Genomic DNA, 19641 nt, shown 5'->3' with positions numbered 1-19641 from the left:
CCCGCCGCGCACGGTGCACAGCGGACCCCGCACCCAGTGCCAGGCACTGCTCCACGGAGGGCAGACACCGGTCGACTTGCCCGCTACTGGCTGCTACCAGTTGATTCCGCGCAGGCGGACGTCGGCGTCGTCGAGCATCTGCAGGGTACAAGCCCGTGTCCGCTCCTTCATATACGGCCAGGCGGCCTCCACCAAGCCGCTATCGAGAAAGAGTTGATCCAGCACCTCGAAGTAAACGGCGCCGCCGACGTGCTCCATGGGATGGTCCACGATGCGCTCGACAAAGTCCCAGCACCGGGTGAGCAGCTCTGTGTCCGGGGTGTCGCTTCTCAGCTGCGGCATCAGCACCGGCGTCGTGAAGCATTCGGCCAGCAACTCGTACAGGAACACGGCCGCGTCCTCGGTCAGGACGGCCGTCTCCGCGGGCTCGTGGAACTTCTCGGCGATGGAATCGGCTGATTCCGGGATCATGCGCAGCAGCAGCGGAGGAACTTGCTCTTCCGGAATCTCTTCTTCCGGGTTTTGCCCGGTGGGGATGTCGTTCATCTCTTCCTCAGTAGGTATGCGTGGGGCGTACTCAGGGGCGCGGGACAGCCGTGCGATGTGCACGACGGTCCCGCGCCCTCATCATCCGGGACAGCGCCTGTCTCGCTGTCAGGCGCAGCTCTCGGGCGGGCACGCTCCTCCGCTCGTCTGCGGCGGTTCCAAAGCCTCGTGGAACCCAAACGGGTCCACGATGTCCTTGGTCATTTCCCACGCGCCTTCCCCCAAACCGTATTCGCGCACGTAGGAAGGTGCCTGAGCGGCCATCGTGACACCGCCGACGACACCGAGGGATCTGGAGAAACCGCGTAGCCGGGTCGGCTGGCTGACCGGCTGGGGACCCTTGTGCTGGGTCGGTTTGAACTCCGTACCGGTGAGGTCCTTCACTGCGGGGGTCTTTGCCACGGCCGAGAAGTTCTTCGTGATGGACTTCTTCATCCCGGGGTTGCTGTTCATAATCTTCTTGATGTTGCCGGTGACATCACGCGAGTTGAGTGCGTCCCAGAGTTCCTTCGCCTCAGCCTTGGCGACCTTCAGATCGCTGTCGGACAGACGGTTCTCGAGACCCTTGCCTTCCTCCCTGGCTTTGCGATCCTTATCCAGCACGTTCGATAGAGCCTTCATCGTGGACCAGCCCTTCTCAATGTGCAGCTGCTTCTTACCCTGTAGCCGCTCCCCCGTGTTGAACTCGTGAATAATGGCTGTCGACAATTTGCCGTTACCGAAGACGTCCCCTCGTTCCTTCTTAGGATAGATCTGGGCGAGCGCTCCCCGCAGGCCACCGTTGTGCACGGCCGGCGCCTTCGTGCGACGTTGCATGAAGCCCGGGTTCTTGTTCGGAGCCTTGTTGGAGACGTAATTGATTGCCTTCTTTACCAGTTTGAACAACTCCAGGAAGCCGAAGAACTTCCCGTCCGGGTCTGCGTACACCAGCGGATTGTTATTGCCGTAGGTGTAACCGTGTATCTGCTGCGGGTCGGACAAGTCCATCACCGGATCGACGGAGAGGAAGCGGCCGGTCCGTGGGTCGTACTCGCGGGCGCCTAGGTGAGTGAAGCCGGTGTCCTTGGTTTCGTCGATGCCGCCGATGAATCCCTTGGTTCCCGGCCATGTGGCCGGGAACTTGCCGCGCGTCTCGCCGAAGGGCATGACGCGGCGCTGGGTGAGGGCCAGGTCGGTGGCTGCGACAGCCAGCAGGCCGGTGCCGTGGTGGTCGGCGAGGGTGAAGGAGAAGCTGCCGTCGTCGGCGCGGACGGCCTGGTGACCGTTGCCGAGGTCGATGTAGCGGGTTGCCTTCGGTTCGGTCGCGCCCTTGTCGAGAGTGACGTCGGTGTGACCGAGGTGGAGGGTGGTCCGGTCGCCGGTTCGGTCGATCAGCCGGTTGCCGTTGGCGTCGTACAGGTACTCAGTGACCTTGTCCGCCTTGGCGTCGACGGGTTCGGTGACCTTGGCCAGGTGCCCTTCGGCATCCCAGTCCAACCGTTGTTCGCCGCGCTCGGTGGTGTTGCCGGTCGGGTCGTAGGCGTAGGCGGTGCGACTGGTGCCGTCCGGCCCCTGGGTGGTGAGCGAGGTCAGTTGGTGGGCCTTGGGTGTGCCCGGGTCCGGGTAGGCGTAGGTGCGCTTGACGTCCTTGGCAGTGTCCCCTCCCGGGTCGTGCCGGACGTCGGTCAGCCGGTTGCCGGCCTTGTCGTAGGTGAACGACTGCCAGTACGGGGCCGGGCCGCCAAGTTTGGCGGCGGACGGGGTGGGGGCACAGGTCGGGTCGCCCTGCGTCCATGCCTCGGTCAGCCGGCGCAGGTGGTCATACGCGAAGCACTGGTTGTCGGTGCCGGTGCGGGAGACGTCCGCGAGGGAGAGGATGTTGCCGGCCTCGTCGTAGCGGAAGGTGACATGCTGGTCGACGCCCGGCTGGTCCTCTCGGTCGACGCGAGTGGTTGCCAGGCGCTGGGTACCGTGCTCGTAGGTGTTGGTGACCTGTGTCTTCTTTCCGCCACCGGTCAGTCCGAAGGTGTACACCTGTGGCTTGCCGGTGTGGCTGTAGGTGGCGGTCGAGCTCATGCCCTGACCGAAGACGGAGGTCGGGCGCAGCGTCTGGTCCTCGTAGGTGTAGTTGATCGAACCGCCCGGCAGTGATCCGGCTGCGGAATAGCTGAGCGAAGCGATCTTGCCGGAGGGCTTGTAGGCGGTACCGGACTGGTACGTGCCGGCAAGCGCTCCTTCGGAGACGGGGATCACGGTCGCCGTCTTGACGGGCCGGTACAACTTGTCGTAGGCGGTCACCTCAGTGGTGTACGCCTGTCCGTTCACGTAGCGGATCGACTCGGCAAGCTGGCCCTTGGCACCCGGGACGGTGTCGTACGTCCACTTGACGCGGAGCTCTCCGGCGGCGGAACCCTCGCGCAGCTCGGTCTTGCGGCCGAGTCCGTCATAGGTGTTGAACAGGGTGATGCCGCGCTGGTCGGTGCTTGAGATCACCTGACCGTGGTCGTCGTACTTGGTGTCGGTGCGGCCCCGGTCCGGGTCGGTGAAGGACGTCTGGTGGCCGAGCTGGTCGTATGTGTAACTCCAGCTGTTGCCGGACGGGTCGGTGACCTTCCGCAGATCCCCTGCGGGAGTGTGCTGGTAAGTGGTGGTGTCGTAGGCGGACTCGGGGGCGCGGGTGTGGTGCTGACGCAGTTCGGTGACGTTGCCGCGCGCGTCGACCAGGGAGGTGACGGTGGTGTCGCCCACCGGCGGGATCAGAGTGGTGCGATCACCGCCGTAGGCCACCTTCTTCGTGGACAGAACGGTGCCGCCGTCGCCGTTGCCGGCGATCTGACGTTCCTCGACCTGGCGGCCCAGGCCGTCGTAGAGGGTGTGGGTCTGTGTCTCCACGGCCAGCGCGTCGTCGGGCTTGAACAGTTCGGTGACGGGTTTGCCCGTGGCGTAGTAGGGGGCGAACGTCTTCGTGATCAGTCCCCGTTCGTCGTAGAAGTTGTCGGAGATGATCCGGCCGCCGTCCGGGCCAGGCTCCTGGGACTGCCGCTCGCGAAGGAAGCCGTCGTAAATCTTGTAGGACGTAATCTGGCCACCCTCATTGTCAAGCAGCTTGGTGGCGACGGCGACCGGTTTGTCTTCGGTTACCGAGTAGGCCCACTCGTACGTCGGGACGCTGCTCGTGCGTCGGTCGGCGAGCCACACCTTGGTGGACCGGCCGAGCGCGTCGTATGCGTAGTGGGTGACGTTGCCGTTGGTGTCGGTCTGCTTGAGGAGCAGTCCGCGCAGGGGGTCGAGGTCCTTGGTGGTGGTCTGGGCGGTCGCGAGGTCACCCGGGTCGGCCGGCGGTGTCGTGGTCCTGGTCCGGGTGGTCAGTCCGGTGGTCGGGACGTACGTCGTCGTGGTGGTCCGGCCGTTGGTGCGCACCTTGCGCACCGGGGCGGCATCGCCGATGACTTCCACGTCGGCGGTCAGGTCGGTGACCGTCAGTTCGCGTCCGTAGTCATCGTAGGTGGCGCCGGCCTCCAGATAGGTGGCCTTGGTGCCATCGTGGCTTTTGAGCGGTGCGGTGGCCGTGGCGTCGCCCTTGGTCGGCGCCGCGTCGTAGGCGCCACCGTCGTAGGCGGTGCGGACGTCTTCGATGACGTCCTCGGTCCGGTCGACCGGAGCATCACATCCCACAGCGACGGTTTCCACACGTGAGGGCAGAACGAGCATGTTCTTCTCGGTGTTGGTGGCATACGTGGTGCGGGTGCACTGGTCGTCGGCCGTCGTCGAGGTGTCCCCGCGGTCGTCCTCCCGGATCACCCGCCCGGCGACCGTGTCGTAGCTTGTGGTACTCAGGACGGTACGCCACTTGGCCCCTGCACCATTGTCCAGCGAGGTCCAGCCCCGGCTCGTGGAGACACCGGTGAAGTGGGCAGTGAGCGTGCCCCAGTCACGCACCTTCTTGGCGGTCTCGTGCTGCCAGGGCCGGCTGACGGTCTTGCTCAGGACCTTTCCGCCGGGGCGGTCGAAGACCAGAATCCGGTACTGGAATCCCGCGGCCGACGCGTGGTCCGTAATCGGATCCCCCTCCCCCGCTCCGAGGGACACCGTGACGGATTTCGTACCGCCCGTGGGCTCCTTGCGGTCGCCGTCCATTCCCCGGAGGAAGTAGTGGTCCTGCTGCGACTTCATGGCGGCTGCCCCGCCCTGACCGCCCTCCTTGACCTGGACGTGTCCGTAACCGCGCCACTGCGACCAGGTCCTCTCCTTCTCCTTGGTGAGACCGTCGTCGTCGAAGTGCCAGGCGGCACCGTCGAGGTACTCGTAGGCGGTCACCTGGTCCGGGGACCCGCCGGTGCGGTCGGTCCTGGTCACGGATGTGACGACATACTTGTTGAACCACTCCAGGTCCCGGCCGTCGTCACTGTCGCCGCCTATGTACTGCGGGAAGCAGCGGGTCGTGTTGGTCTGCGGGACGGGCAGGGCGTCGGCGTCGCACGCCGGCGCGGAGTAGGCGACGTCGATCTGGCCGCCCGACTCGTCGGCAACCGATGACAGCCGTGCCTTGATGAACGGAGCGTAGCCGTCACCGATCTTGTCCAGCCGGTTGGCCAGCTGCGTGTAGGCGAAGGTGGTCTTGGGCAGCGTGATGGGTGCGGTTCCGGTGTGGCCGGTGTGCTGCACGCTGTCGAGGAGCAGCTGATAGTCCGTGTCGGCCATGCCCCAGCGCTGAGCGAGCTTCCAGGAGTCAACCTTGCCGTAGGTGCCGTCGGACTTCAGAAGCTGGGTGGCGACCCCCGTCAACCGTTTGCGGGTCCAGAACGACGGTGAGAAGCGCCCCTTGTCGCACTTGGCACCGGCTTTGCAGTTCAGGTCCCACGGCGTGTCGTACCAGTAGGCCGACTTGTCGTCGATGGTGTCCGCGGCGCAGGTGACGCCACTTTGCGGCAGGCACCGTTCATCGGTGTCGAAGACGACCTGGGCAGAGGGCTTATCGGCATACATGCGGGACGAGCGCAGGCCGTAGTCGATGCGCCGCAGATAGCCGCCGCGGGTGTAGGGGGTGTCGTCATCGGCCTTAAGGTTGCGGCCGTAGGAGTTAGTTTCCTTGCCGTAGTAGTAGCTCATCGCGTTGCCGTGGGTGTCCACGGCGTAGTCAAGGTTCCACCGCCAAGCCTGCTGACACCATGATTCGGTGAAGGTAGACGCGTGGCAGGGCTCGCCCTGGTTGTTACCGAAGACCGGGACCGTCCACGTGGAGTCGGTGGTCTCCTTGCCCTCGGTCCAACCGGGCAGGCGGTGGTGGCCGAAGTAGTAGCGGGTGCCGTCGGGCGCGGTCAGCCGCCAGTATTCGCCGTCGTTGTCACCGTTGTCGCGGTCGGCACTGGTCAGTCGCGTGATACGGGTTCCGTCATCCTGCTGAAGCTTGAACTCATCACCGCCAACGGGGACGAGTTCACCACCCTTGCCGTTGAACGAGAGGAAGGCGTTGTCGTACGACCAGCACAGGTCTCCCGGCTTATTGCCATCGGCGTTCTTCTCGCCGTCCTCCCAACAAGGTTTGTAACGACGCTCGATGAATCCCGAGGAGAGGTCAAAACCATCACCCGCCCAGGAAGCCTGGTTGTTGGTGGTGCTGGTGTGGCCGTCAATCGTTCCTGAGGCGTAACTCAGCCCCACCTCCGGCACGAGATCACCGGGTACGTCGGGCACTGGCATGTCGTACGACCATGTGAAGTCGCCGGTGTTGAGGTTGGTGCTCCATGTCGCTGACGGGGCGAGGGATGTCGCCTTGTAGTCGCCCATTTTGCTGTCGGTGCCGGCTACAGCAGCCAAGACAATCATGCCGGAGGCGGGCAGGCTCACAGCGTTCGCGGTCAGGGTCTGCCGGTCAGTGTCGTTGCGCGCTGCGACTGACACGCTTCTGCGGCATTCGTCCTTGGTGGGGGTGGAGAGGGCGCAGGCGGGCAATTCGACGAGGCGCAGCCGAGAAGCGTAGCCGCCGCCGTACGTCTGGGCGAAGTCCGCGTAGTCGACGGTGACAGCGACATTTGCAGCGTTGGCTGTTTCGGCCTCGGGTGTGGCCGTCACGCCTGCGATCGTGGGATGGTCCTTTGTCTCCAACGTGAACAGCAGACCGTCTACCCCAGCACGGGCTGCTTGGCCACGATCCCGGAGTCGAACCTGTACGACAGCCCCGGCAACATCTTTCGCTCCCTTCGGTACGGAGATACTCAGGGGCAGGTCACCGGCTTTTTCCGTGCCGTGCTCCGGTACCTCAACAGTCGCCGTACCGGTCTTCGGCCATACACGTCTGGGCGTCTTGGCGGGCGTTCTCGCGGCCTTGCCGCGGTTCCGAGGCTTGACCTTGGTGCTACTGGCGCCAGCGACCGCCTTGCCTGCCTTGGGCGCACCGGGCAGAGGGTAGCTTTCGGTGGCCGCCGCGGGCGAGGCTGCGCCCTGGAGCAGTCCACCAACCATGAACACCGACACGACCAGGGATATGGGACCGTATAGAGCACTCGGAAGAGTAGGTAGGCGTTTGCGTCTCATACGTATGTCGTCCTTAGCTAAGTGGCGACCCCGGCGTATCCGGCGAGAAGAATTGATGCCGCCACAAGTGAATAAGGTGAGAGGTACGGGAGGTGGTGCGCACGGTGATCCGTACGCACCACCTCCGGCCACGTCACCTGCCGGCTGGTACCTCGGTGGGCACGTCGAACCAGGAGCCAGCGAGTTCCTCGATCTGGCTATCGTTAAGGGCACCCTGGAAGGTCCACACGTCGTCGACCATGCCGGGGAAGTACTCGCCCCATACCCCGTGGGCCTTGGTACGGCCGATTTGGAGGGACTTGGTGGCCTTGAAAGCCGACGCGTTCTCCGCCCAGGAGGTCTGGTCCCCGCACGCGTCCTCGTCGGCCTCTTCATCGCTGTCGTCAGCTCCGCAGGAGACCACCTGGAGGACGCCATTGACGTATAGGTTGGCCTGCTTGGCGAAACCGTCGTAGGTGACCGCTAGGTGGTTCCATTCCCGCGCGTCGAAGAACTCGCTGTTCGCGACATGTACAACGGCCGCATCTGCGCTGTCCTTGTCTGGAAGCGCCAACTCCCAGTGCCCCAGGCCCTCTGGGTCCACAGGGTCCGGCACAAACCGCACGGTGAAGGCGCTCTGTGTGGATCCCTCGGCGCTGATCAGCGAGACGCCGTCTTCGGGCAGCGCGGCAGCCTGTGCCCAAGCGGTGACCGTGTAGCTGGCGCTGGTGTCGACCGGAACGGACGTCGTGGACGCATAGCCCTTCACGCCGTCCAATTCCAGACCGCCGAAGTCAATGAAGGCGGTGTCAGACTTCGTCGCTCCATCGTTCAATGCGAGCGCGCTGCCGCCGGCCACCGCGTTCGGAGTGGTAACAGGGCTGGCGTCGGCGACCTCCTCGAACATCCACCGGCTCTTGATCAGCGGTCGCTGCCGGAACAATTGCCCCACTTCGTCGGCGGAGACCGGCCGGTCCATCACACGTACGTCGTCAACGGTGCCGGGAAAGAAGAACTGCTTCGCTCCGCCGAAGTCGCCGACGCCGATGTACATCGATCTGTCGGCGTAGAAAGGGCTGCTCTGGGTGACGGAGCCGGCCTTCGTGCCGTTCACGTACAGGGAGAGCGTGTTGTCGTCCGTGTCGTGCACTCCGACCAGGTGCGCCCATTCCCCGGCGTAGGCCTTTGCGCCGGCGGGCTGCGTGACACGGGTGATGCCCGCGTCCGCCGAGTCCGCGGTGTACTGGGCGAAGGCCCACTGCTGGGCGGCGGCGGAGTAGTACAGCTCCATCCCGGGCCGTTCCTTGCCGGCCTGCAGCACCACCACGCCGCTCTCAGACGCCAGGGAGTCCAGTTTCGCCCAGGCCGAGACGGTGAAGCTGCGGAAGGTGTTCACGTGTGGGGCGCTCGTTTCGCCGACCTTCGCGTAGCCGGTGGTGCCGTCGAAGCGGGCGGCCTTGCCCGCGACTCCCGGCACGCCCGTGGTGACCGTTCCGTGGTAGGTCGCGGGAATCACTCCGCCGTGTCCGACGATCTCCGTCGCGCCGACTGCCTCGTCCATGGGGAACACCGCGATCGCGGGCGAGCCTGGGTCACCGACGTTCTGCTTCGCGTGCAGCTGAGTGACCTCGCTGTCCTCCAGCTGCCGATTGAAGATCTGCACGTCGTCGATGGCGCCCGAGAAGAAGTTGCCAGGCGTTCCGCTGTAGGACCCGGCCCCGATTCTGAGACCGCGGCGGGCGTTCCAGGGGGTCGACCAGGACTTCTCACCGACCAGTTGACCATCGACGTACAGGCGCAGCCGGTCCAGGGTCGCGTCGTAGGATCCGGCGACCTGCGTCCACTTGCCCACCGTGACCGGGGCGGGCGTGGCAGCCTTCGCCATGACAGATGCGGCACCGGCGGTGTCCGATGCGTGCTGGTTGAACACCCATCCGTGGACCGGGGAGTAGTAGAGCTCAAAACCGGCCGTGCTGTTACCCGGCTGGGTCGCCACCACCATCGATCGGGTGGGCTGCTGATCGAAGTTGACCCACGCGGAGACGGTGAAGCCCTGTGTGGTGTTGACCGGTGAGAGGTCGGTGTCGGCATATCCGTCCGTGCCGTTGAACCGCACCGCCGTGCCGACCGCGCCTTCGGCTTCGGCGGTCGTGCCACCGAGCAGCTTCAGGGTGCGCGGGGGTGTCGATCCCTTCGCCTGGTTCGCCCCCGCGCCCTCGTCCATCTGCCATGTCGCCCGGTCGGGCTGCCCGGCCTTCACCCGGTACTGGTAGGTGCGGATCTCACTGCCGTTACCGGCCGAGTCGAAGGCCTGTGCCGTGAAGAAGTTCACGCCGGGTCTGGCCGGCAGCACCTTCGCGATCCGCGCGGCACCGCCCGAGGTGGTGATCTTGTTTGTTGAGGTCGGATCCCCGTTGATGCCGTACCAGTACGTCGTCACGTCCGAGTCGACCCCGTCGACGGTGAACGACCCGTACTGGCCCACCCCGTCGTACCAGGGGTCCTCGGGGTTGGCCGGATCCGATTCCGGGTACTCACCCGAGCTCACGGTCGGTGCTTGGGGCACGCTGGTGTCGTAGACGAAGTAGCATGCCGACGCGGCTCCGGCATGTGACCACGGTGAGTACTGCGCCCCGTCGAAGACCCTGGCGTACCAGCGGACGGTCTTGTTCTTGGGGATCGACGACGGCAGGGAGATCGCGAACGACGAGCCGGACGCCTTGCCCGCCGCGCGGGTCGGACTCCACGAGCCTCCGTCCCACTTCGCCTGGAACTGTACGCCGACGTTGTCCCCGTCAGGATCGGTGACGTTGTTCGCGCGGATTGTGCCGAGGGTGCGGACGCGGGCAGGGGGGTACGGGGTTTTGCAGGTACCGCCGTAAGTCATCGTGAGCTGCGACATCTTCAACTGGGCCGGCGCACGGTTGTACTTCACCCGCAGGAACGCTTTGTCCGAGAACCGCTTCCATCCGTACCGGTCGTCCTCGCTGGCAGCGCGCAGGCCGAACGTCATCGTCGACCACTTGCCGTTCGCAGCCTCCTGGATCGCCGACCTCACGTCGAATTCCGCGTCCTTCGCGGCGCAGCCCGTGTAGCCATAGGCGAACGGCTCGGCCGCCAGCTTCTTGATCCAGAATCCAGAGGCGTTCTGGGAGTTCCAGGTCGTCGACGACGAGATGCCCTTCGTGCGCCACAACTGCACTTCTCGCGCCGTGCAGGACGCCGAGTGCACGTTGCGGACCACGAACTCCGCCGACAGAACCGTTTTGCCCGCGAACTTCGAGGTCGGGACGCGGTAGAAGAGCCGCTTGGTGTCATACGGTGCGCAGTAGTCCCAGCCGCAGTACCCGAGACCTGCGTCCGACTTACCGTTGAACTTCCACTGAGGCGACGACGCCCAGTACTTCGATGCCATGGTCCAGGCCGAAGCACGCGGGGAGTACCACTGCGGGTCGATGAACACCGGGTACTTGGTGTCTTCCCCCCTTAGCACGTGCTGGTCCGGCCTGAGGACCAACTCCCGACCGTCGGCTGGGAGGTCCACGGCGACAGGAGCGAGCTTGGCGGACTCCGTGGGGCCAGGTTCGCTGTCGTCGGCGGTCTCCTGGGCGGCCTCGGCCGAAAGGGCAGCGGCACGGACCTGGGAAGTTGCGCCCACGGCAGCGAGCTGGTCCGTGCCAGTATCGGTTCCCGAGTCCCACATGAAAGGCTTGGGCGCCTCGAACACCGCGGTGCCGGCGCCCTCGTCGAGCGCTGCCAGGCCGCCGCTCTCGGTCTCCCTCACCTCCATGCCGTCGGCGGCCATCTTCAACCGCAACTCGGACAGTGCAGGACTCTCCGCGGCTTCAGCCGATTTGACGACGAGCAACTGGGTGAACCCATCCTCCTGCGCACCCATGCGCAGATCCACATCCGGGAGCACGTTCCGGTATGTCGCCGTGGCGCCATTCAGGTCTGGTTCGGGCAGCCCGCCGGGCCAGGACAGAGCCAACTCCCGGCCTGCTCTGTTCATCCGTACCAGTGGTACGTCGTCCCCACCGCCGGAGAACGTCAGCCCGACGGTGGCCACCTTCGGCACGACGGTGCCCTCATCGGTCCGCGCGAGGTCGGTGTCGATGTCCTTCCACTCACCGCCGACCCGGACCCGGACGGGACGCAGATACTCCCGTGCCTCCAGATCGCCCTCTGGGGTCACAAAGACGTCGTGGCTCTCGCCGCGCATCGAGGTGATCTCCACACTGCGCCCGGTCTTCTTGGCCTGTGCCCGAGCTTCCCTCTCGGAGGGCGGGACCTCTCCTGAGCCCAGCGAACCGCCCTGTGGCCCCTGTGTGCTTGGTACACTCTGGGAATCGGTTCCCACCCCGTCAGACGCTGCCGCCGCACCAGGCATCAGCCCCACCGCGAGCACGGAACTCAAAGCGATCGCCACGGTTCCCCGGACGGCGCGCAAACGCGCACGCGTCTTCATCTTCACACATCCTCGACACTATGAATCTATCATGAAAGTTCTTGATCAGGAGAGAACTTAACGCACCATCACAAGATCGGCCCAGGGTAAGCTGTGCCAGATGCGCGCTTGTTGGAATGCTCGATGCCGCGTGGCACTGACCACTGACCTTCAAAGCGTGGTGTCGTCATGGCGGCTTGCGTTGGAGGACCGTGCCGCTGAGGCAGTCGTCGAGGACGTCGGGGCGGCACTGGAGTTGGCGTAGACGGCGTCGGACGGCGCGATCAGCCCACTTACTGAACGTTTCAGAATGGATGGACGTGGGATGCGGCATCACTCTGCCCAGACAGCAGGGCGGCGGGACGGTGCCGGTGGCGGACCGGAAGGTGCAGCGGTGCGACTATCTTCCACAGCCCATCGCCCAGGGCATTCCGTTGACCGTCGCGGTCTCCGGGCCGATGGGCTGACGGCGGCGACGTCTGGGATGAAGTCCTGTGACTGCTCTTACGAGTAGCGCACCGCGTCGACCAGCTGGCGGTGGCAGTAGCCCTCCGGCTGCCCACCGCGGCCCTCCAGCCAGGAGGGCACGGGCATCGCGTCCCGCAACGACGGCCCATTCAGCGTCCGTCATGCCCGAGGGGTATCTCGGACGCCTGCGCGGGTTGTTCCCGGCGTTCCCGAACCGGTGGGCGAGACAATCACACTCCCGGACGACCGAGTTGGAACCGACCGGCGCGAGGGTGTACAACTGCGACAACAGGGCCTCCTGGCGCGCTCAAGGTATCGACAACCCCGAGCTGCACCAGAGGCCCTGTCTTCATGCTCAGCATGCAGCAAGACCACCCGACCGAGTTCCCACCGTCGAACCCACGTCCATCAAGATCGGTACGACAACGGCTCCTCAACGGCGACCACGCGGCCACCCGCCAGGTCAGCTGCCTGCTGTGCGACTCGGCTGGCGGTCGACAGGTCGAATGACCGCCACTGGTCAAAGGTGAGGTCGGCGAGAGACGTGCGCCGCAGTCTTCCACGCATGCCGGACGAAGCCTGCGTCAGGGCCGCCCACGGGAAGAGCCTTGAGCAGCGACAGGGCAGAAGGATCCGCCGCTCACAACACGGGGCGAACAACACCGGCCGGTCACCAGGGCATCAACAACTGAGCACGCGCACTCGTACTTGGCTGGGCATATGCACGTGTATGCCGACACGACATTACAGCCCATCACCGGGCAACCTCACCCAACCCGCGACCTTGCAAAGTACCTGGGACACAGGGACGGCCGGGCACAGCCGCAGCCCTTGAAGAACGACCCCATCGGGCGAGCTGACGAGCCAAGAGACGCAACCTCCAAACGAGAGCCGGACATTCGCGCCCAGGCCCCGCCACGGCGGCCGTCAGGTCAGCAAGTCAGGACGCTCCCGCGTCCGATGCTGACCATTTGCTGACCTGAGCGGCCCCATCACACCTCTGACCTGCGCAAACGCTCAGATGCTAGATCTTGGACTTGATCAAAGTTCGCAGCACTTTGGACTCCTAGAAGACAGCTCCCTGCCAACTTTCTGCAGGTCAGGGGCGTCCTTCACTGTACATCGGCATGTCTTCGACTCAAAGACTTTCCAGAACATCGTGCGCCGTGGCGAGCAGGCTTCTCACCTGCGCGATCTGCACGAAGCAGCCTGCCGCGAAGCCTTCAACCGGGAGCATGTACGGAAGATTGCCCCGGTCCAATGCTGATTGGATGCTGACTTACCTGATGAGTCGTCAGGTAAGTTGAGAGGTCCAGAACAAGGTGCGAACTGGGGTCAGCGGCGGTGAGGTAGAGGACCAGGGCCGGCCAGCACGCTCCTCCACCACACGACCGAGCGCTTCCGCGTCATTTCCCCTCTTCGCCATGCCCAAGGCGCATGACAAAGTCTCGGATGACGACGGTTGCGGGTGCCCGTTCGGCCAGGACTTCCAGCAAATCGGGGCGGATCGCGACGGCACAACCGGTCATCCGCGGCCAGGCGAGGTGGTAAGAGCTCCTCTCGTACTCGGTACGCCAACAGATAAGACGGAGGGCTGGCCCGCGGTTGTCCTCCAGAGTCAAGGGGGCCCCGGGCCGCAGGTGCAGAGCGGCAGGGAGCCACCAGCCTGGTGTGAGCGTGAGGTCGGGCAGTCCCAGACCATGAGCGGCATCTCCGGCTGCAACCATGTCGCGGTCAACACCAAGCAGCGGGAAGCTGACATGTGGAAAAGCCAGAGGTAGCTGCGCCGGCCCCTCAGCCCATTCAACGAGGTCGCCGTCCGAGAACGGCGGGACGTTCGGGGTCCGATGGCCTCTGCGCGCCGTTACTTCCGGGCCCGAGAACCTCAAGCTGACCGAGTCGGTCGTCCGTCTGTGCAACGACAGGAACCTGCGCTTCTCCACGAAAGCGAGGATGTACCAGCCATTGAGTGGCTGACCGCTCAGGACGTTCGCTTCCACCAAAGGCCGCACGGAGACGGTCTCCGCGGTTACGCCGGCCATTGAATCGACCGGGTCGTCCGGACCTGGCGGAGTCCGAAGGCCGGGGCGCGGCCAGCGCGCCGCCTCGAAGGCCAGGGGAAGAATCGGGCTGTCCGTCAGTGCGGTGGCCAGTTGGTCTTCCCAGGCTCGCGGATCGAACACGCCCAAACCGTTCGAGAGCCGGTAAGCACGGCTACCTGCTGCCGTTCTCTGGACCGCTTCTTCGACCGCCTCTTCAGTGGCGAGGTAGGCGTCCGGCGGTAGTTGTTCGTCGACACTACGGTAGGCACGGAGCTGAGTCCTGCACCTGACTTTCGCATGCTCGCTGCCAAGCCTGCGGCGGGCATCGGCCAGGACCGCCCGGACCAGCCCCGGCTGCGCCTGCTCGGCTTCGTACAGCCGTGCGCCGGCCAGTTCTCGTACGAGCCCTTCCAGCGCCTGATCGTCTCGGTCGTCTTTCTGCCCGGAGGACGTCCACAGACGGACGGGGGGCTGCAACACGTCCGGGGCGGAAGGCCCCATGGGGACATCCGTCGCATTGATGAGCAGCCGACGGGCAAGAGCCCGGACGGTGAGCAGAGGTCCTTGGGCCAGCGCCCCGAGCGCGTCCTGGCAGTTCTCCAAGACGGCCCGGCCAGCTGGCCCCTGCTCCTCGAGGAGACACAGCAACCAGGTCAGCGTCGCCGGATCAGACGCATGCTCCAGTGCCAGGGCCACGGCGGGTGCTGCTGCCTCCGGGCGCAGTGAGACGAGAGCCCGAGCGGCGATCATCGACCGCCGCTTGGCCTCGCGTCCCGCATGGGCCACTCCCGCCAGTGCCGCGGTCGCAAAGGCGCAGTCCAGATCGCCGTGTACCGCCGTGCCAGTGTCCCGATCGGGGGCGTAGTACAGGTAGTCGGGGTCGTCGCTGTCGTGAACCCGAGGCGCCCGACTCTCGATGACCGCCGCCGCTTCGTCCCACAGCGCGAACCCCAAATCGAGGGAGCTGTGCCCGGGCAGGCCGACGGCCTGGCGGGCGAAGGCGTAGATCAGCGCCTGTGTGACACCGTGGGTGCCGTATCGGCCGGTGCTCACGATGGCTTCTGCCTCTTCGGCGACGACGCGGAAGGTGAGGACCGGATCGATCTGCGCGGCTCTGCCCAGGGCGTCGAGGGACGTCTCCCCGCCGAAGTTCAGCCACCCGCCTTGCCCGCGCGTCCGCACCCAGGTCAGTGCGTACGCTTCGGCGGCCAAGCCGCCCTGGCCGTGCCGTTCGAGTCCCTCCGCGAGCTGGCGCAGGAGGAGGGGGCCGTCAAGGAAGTCGAACGGTCCAGCGATGGCCCTCAGGACTTGTACAGCCTCGTCGGCACGTCCTTCGTCGGCGAGGCTGAGCAGCCGGTAACCGACGAGGTTTGTCATGCGGTCGAGGGCCTGCTGCGGTGTACCGGTTCCGTAAGGCCGCAGGCGCCATTCTCTCAGTGCTCGGATCAGACCGACAGGACCAGGGGGTACGGGTGACAACACCACACCGGCCAGTAAGTCCCCGGCCGCTGGTGGCGGCGCCGGTGTCGGCGAGCCGCTCCAGCTCCGGGATTCCTCTGCGACCGGTAGGTGCGGAAGGGGCTCGATGCTCGGGCCACCACCACGTTGAGCCACGGTGTTGAGCGCAGCGACCCATCGCTCGTCTGACGCCTTCGTCTCGTCACCATTGGAGGAGTCGTAGCGCACCGGCCGCTCGTCCGCCCGGCTCAGTGCGCAGCGGAGCAACTCCGATACGCCGTCGGACATCGAAGGACCGGACATCTGGATGAGCCGGTCCAATACCGCCGCGTCCCCATCCAGGAGCGGACTGTCCAGGGTGAGGCGGAGCGCCGTTGCCACGACCGGATCCGCCTCGTCCTTCCATCTGTGCCAGAGGTTCTCCCGCGCACCGTGGAGGAGGTCGTTGGGGCCATTGCAGTCGCCGAAGATCCCGGTGGCGGCGAGCCGAGCGAGGGCGACAGGATCTGCCCCGGCCAGTGTCCGCCACCACTCCCGCCGGGCGGCGAGGGTCTCCTTGCCGTCGGTGTGGAGGGCCAGGCGTTCGCACAGCGGCTGGAGCTGCGCCACCCGCGCCCTGCCCCGGGCCGGGTCGGCGGCGACAAGGGCGGGCAGCGGGTCCAGGATTTCATAGACAGTGATGTCCTTGTGCCAGCCGTAGGCCACTAGGAAGCGGCAGGCTTCCAGCCAGCGTGCCTCCGCCCCGGCGGGTTCACCTGCGGCGAGGGCGAGGCGCGCGTGGGTGAGGAGGTACCCGGCGAGGTCGCTGTAGTAGCGTCCGCCGGCCTGTTGCTCGAACTCGCTCTGGATGGCTTCGTCCACACTGGCCCGCCGTGCAGGCGTCGCCCGCTGGACGGCGATCGAGAGCAGTAGGTCGGCGGGCAGTGGACCGCCCAGTTCACCGCGCAGAGTAGTGCTGATCCCCCGGCTGACGCGGGTGAGTGTCTCCCACGCCTGCAGCCAGTCATCGTCGGACAGGAGCACGACCGCCCTGCGCACCGTCACCTCAATGAAAGGGTGTATCGCGTAAAGGTCGCACGCACGCGGATTGCCGGCGAAGGGCCTGAGGTCTCCGGTCAGGAGCCCGAGGGCTTCCACCGCCAGGCCGGACCGGAGGTCCACACTGGCGGATTCGGCGCGTACGAGGGTGATCACAAAGCGCAGCCAGCAGGGATACCATCCCGGCCCTTGGACGAGCGCCTCCGCCGCATCCAGCGCCAAGGGATCGGCTGCTGCAGCGACCGCCAGCGCGTCGAGCCATCGGGCGACGGCCTCGGGACTCCAGCGGACGCGTTCCTGCTGTATGTCACGGGTGAGTGAGAGCAGCACGTCGCGCCGGACCGGGGGACTGTCCCCCGCCAGGTCGTCCGCAGCGGCCCCCAGCGCCAGCAGTCGGTGCACCGTCCCCGGCCGATGCCCCAAGCCAGCGGCCTTCCGGGCCCAGTGCGCTGCGCTGCCCGGCTGTCCGGGGACCGTACCGGCAGCAATCTGCTCGGCGAGCGAGAGACACACCGGGCCGCCCGCTGTTAGTCGCGGTAGCAGGCCGGTGACAGCATCGGTTCCCACAGTGTCGAGCAGCGCCTTCACAACGGCGTCGGCCACTGACTGGTCACCGTGCTCATCGAGCCGCTGGGCGATGGTGTCCAGCGACACTGGTGCGCTGAGTTTGTCCTGCCCTGGCCCCTCCTCCTCTGTCCCCCGGTATGCCGCGGGCAGTCGCAGCCGGCCGCGCAGCCAGGCCAGGCTGACGGCCCGGTCGGAGTCTTCTCCGTACGAGGTGTTGTCGGATTCGTCCTCGCGCTGAAATGCCGCCATGTATTCGCGCCAGGGTGCCACGGCACCTGCGGCATCAAGCGCCGCGCACATTTGCAGGCCCGCCCGGGCGGGCATCACGGTCCGTCCGTCGTGCAGGAGCCGGTCCGCCATGGTCTGAGCCCCGAGCAACGCGATCGGCACGTCAACGAAGTCCACCAGCACCGAGTCGAAGCGCTCACCCTCGTAAGTCTGCGCAGCCCGGGCCAGCTCGACGCAGCGCACGACGAGCGGCCAGTTTCCCGATCTGGCGGCGCAGCGCAGCCCGGTGGCCAGGTTGTCCCTGATCGCCGAGGCCGGGAACGCGGCCGAGACGGCGCGGGCGACGAAGTCCCGTCCGATGTGGTCGAGCACCTCGGTGTCACGCCCAGCCTCGGCAAGGATTCGCAGGAGCCGTCGGAAGGCCCTCGGGTCTTCGAACAGCCCCTTACCGGACAGCCATGTGGCGATTAGCGCGAGCGTCGACTGCAGGGCATCGGGATGGTCCTCGTACCCCAGGCGCAGGTAGCGAGCGAACGACTCGTGGTACACCCGGACCTCACCCTGCCCGGTCCGCTCGGAGAGCACCGGGGCCAGGACCTTCAACGCACGGTCGATCCGGTGGCCCCGGTCCGGGACGATCTGCCCGAGTTCCTCGCGGGTGACCGGCATGCCGAGCAGGGCGATGATGTCCGCGACGACATCGGCTTCGCCACCGAGGGTCTCGTAGAGGTGGGCGTAGTAGTCCTCCAGTGAATCGCGGTACGGGGGAAGCGCCCGCACGGTTGCCGCGGCGTCCGCAACCACCTGTGGGCGGAGGGCGACCTCACGGCAGAGGTACGTCGTATACAGAGCGTTCCCGCCTGAGCGTTCCTGTAGCGCGTCGAGGAAGTCCGTGACGTCCCGGTCGTCAGCCAGCAGTGCCTCGGCCTCGTCGCCTCCCTTCGACGGGACGAGCCCGAGCCGCTCGGCCATGTCACGGAGTTCTTGCTGCGCGAGCGCCGGTACAGCGACGGTTGCTGCTCCTGCCTGTCTGAGGGGGGCGAGGTGGGTTCCGGGCTGGCTGAGGACGATGAGTACGCTGCCGGCTGGGAGCGGCAGCGAGCTGAGTACCTCGGCAAGGGCCAGCGACGGGTCCGCTCTCCTGGTCCTTCCGCCGTGTACACGAGTGACGTGGTCCAGCCCGTCTACGACGAACGCCACTCTCCGGGCGGGATCCTTGCGTAGGGCCGTCGCCACGGCGTTCGCCAGGGCCTCCTCATCGGCGGCGAAGCGCGGGCGCTGGTCGTGGACGAGACTCGGATCTGCCTCAGCCAGCCGGCCGAGCAGACTGCCGAAGATCGACTCGGTCATGACCCGGGTCAGTTGATCACCGTCTGCGTCACCCAGGTAGCAATAGTGTTCGGCGACCAGCCATCCATCACGCGTGAGCTGTTCGACCAGTTGCTGGCACGCCCAGGACTTCCCCTGGCCTGGCGGGCCGGTCACCAGCAAGACGTCTCCGTCGACCGCGGCGGTCCCGGCAGCCTCCACCAGCGCACCAACCGCGCCTGGCCGCGCCACTTCCAGGGTCCGATCGATGGGATGCGCACGTAGGACGGCGCCGAAGTCCTGGCGCATCTGGGCTCGGCGGAGCAGTTCTTGCGATGTGACCTTGATGCCCCGCTGACGGGCGGCCCGGACCGTGCGGATCAGCGCCTCGGCCACGTCGGCTGGCGAGCGGCCTTCGTTGGGGTGGATACCCGCACCGAGTTCGCCGCGCACACGCTGGAGGAGAAGCTGCTCAGCTGGCCCCGGCCGCTGGAGGTCCATCGTCATGGGCGGCGCGGCAAGCTCCACGACCAGGTGCTCGCAGAACCACTCCAGATCTTCCTTGGAGATGGCCGTCCCTCCTTCAGCCAGGAACCCGAAAACGTTTCCCGCCTTGCGCCTGCCCTGCGCTGGCAGCTCGACCCCCCGCCAGAGAGCCTCGGCGTCGAACCGCAGGAGAGTGGTGTTCATGCCCGCCAGAAACGGCGCGTCGGACGCACGTGCGGGCACCATGACCGCGCGCAGTACGGCGTCGTCCGGTGGTGCGTCCCGCATCACGATGCGCAGTCGGATTGCACGGGCAGAGGCCCCCGGGCCGTCGCGGTCGGCGACGGCAGCTGCCACGAGGCGATCCAGTCTCAGCCCACGGCCCTCCGAAGTGAACGAATCGTAAGCGAGGGGGTGATCACCGTTGTCCGAGTGCTTGAACTGGGTCCGCTCACGACATCCGTCCGCCCCGATGACGGTGAGATCGTCGAAACGGTCGTCCGGTACCAGTTTCTCGTCAACGTGCACGGCGACGATCCCGCCCAAAAGCAGGTCCACCGC

4 protein-coding genes are annotated in these 19641 nt (G+C 66.2%); all 4 read right to left on the bottom strand.

The window, feature by feature from the left end:
- Positions 1 to 93: 93 nt before the first annotated feature.
- Complete coding sequence (locus MTR79_RS13570) at positions 94 to 546, bottom strand: hypothetical protein (protein WP_244790368.1); 453 nt, start codon at positions 544 to 546, stop codon at positions 94 to 96.
- Positions 547 to 654: 108 nt separating this feature from the next.
- Positions 655 to 6987, bottom strand: a complete 6333-nt coding sequence (locus MTR79_RS13565; RefSeq protein WP_244793157.1) for an RHS repeat-associated core domain-containing protein — start codon at positions 6985 to 6987, stop codon at positions 655 to 657.
- Positions 6988 to 7192: 205 nt separating this feature from the next.
- Entirely contained in the window at positions 7193 to 11260 is a 4068-nt protein-coding gene (locus MTR79_RS13560) for a LamG-like jellyroll fold domain-containing protein (RefSeq protein WP_244793155.1), read from the bottom strand.
- Positions 11261 to 13359: 2099 nt separating this feature from the next.
- Positions 13360 to 19638 (bottom strand): ATP-binding protein, encoded by a 6279-nt coding sequence (locus tag MTR79_RS13555; protein ID WP_244790366.1) that lies wholly within the window; start codon positions 19636 to 19638, stop codon positions 13360 to 13362.
- Positions 19639 to 19641 lie beyond the last annotated feature (3 nt).

Origin of the sequence: Streptomyces sp. BJ20, from assembly GCF_022869105.1 — a bacterium.
In the GTDB taxonomy this organism is placed as follows: domain Bacteria; phylum Actinomycetota; class Actinomycetes; order Streptomycetales; family Streptomycetaceae; genus Streptomyces; species Streptomyces griseoincarnatus.
This window is presented reverse-complemented; position numbering and strand designations above follow the sequence as displayed.

Bases quoted from the DNA above. Each gene is read 5' to 3' on its own strand.
- MTR79_RS13565 (WP_244793157.1), bottom strand. From the start codon at position 6,987: ATGGTTGGTGGACTGCTCCAGGGCGCAGCCTCGCCCGCGGCGGCCACC.
- MTR79_RS13560 (WP_244793155.1), bottom strand. From the start codon at position 11,260: ATGCGCGGCGAGAGCCACGACGTCTTTGTGACCCCAGAGGGCGATCTG.
- MTR79_RS13570 (WP_244790368.1), bottom strand. From the start codon at position 546: ATGAACGACATCCCCACCGGGCAAAACCCGGAAGAAGAGATTCCGGAA.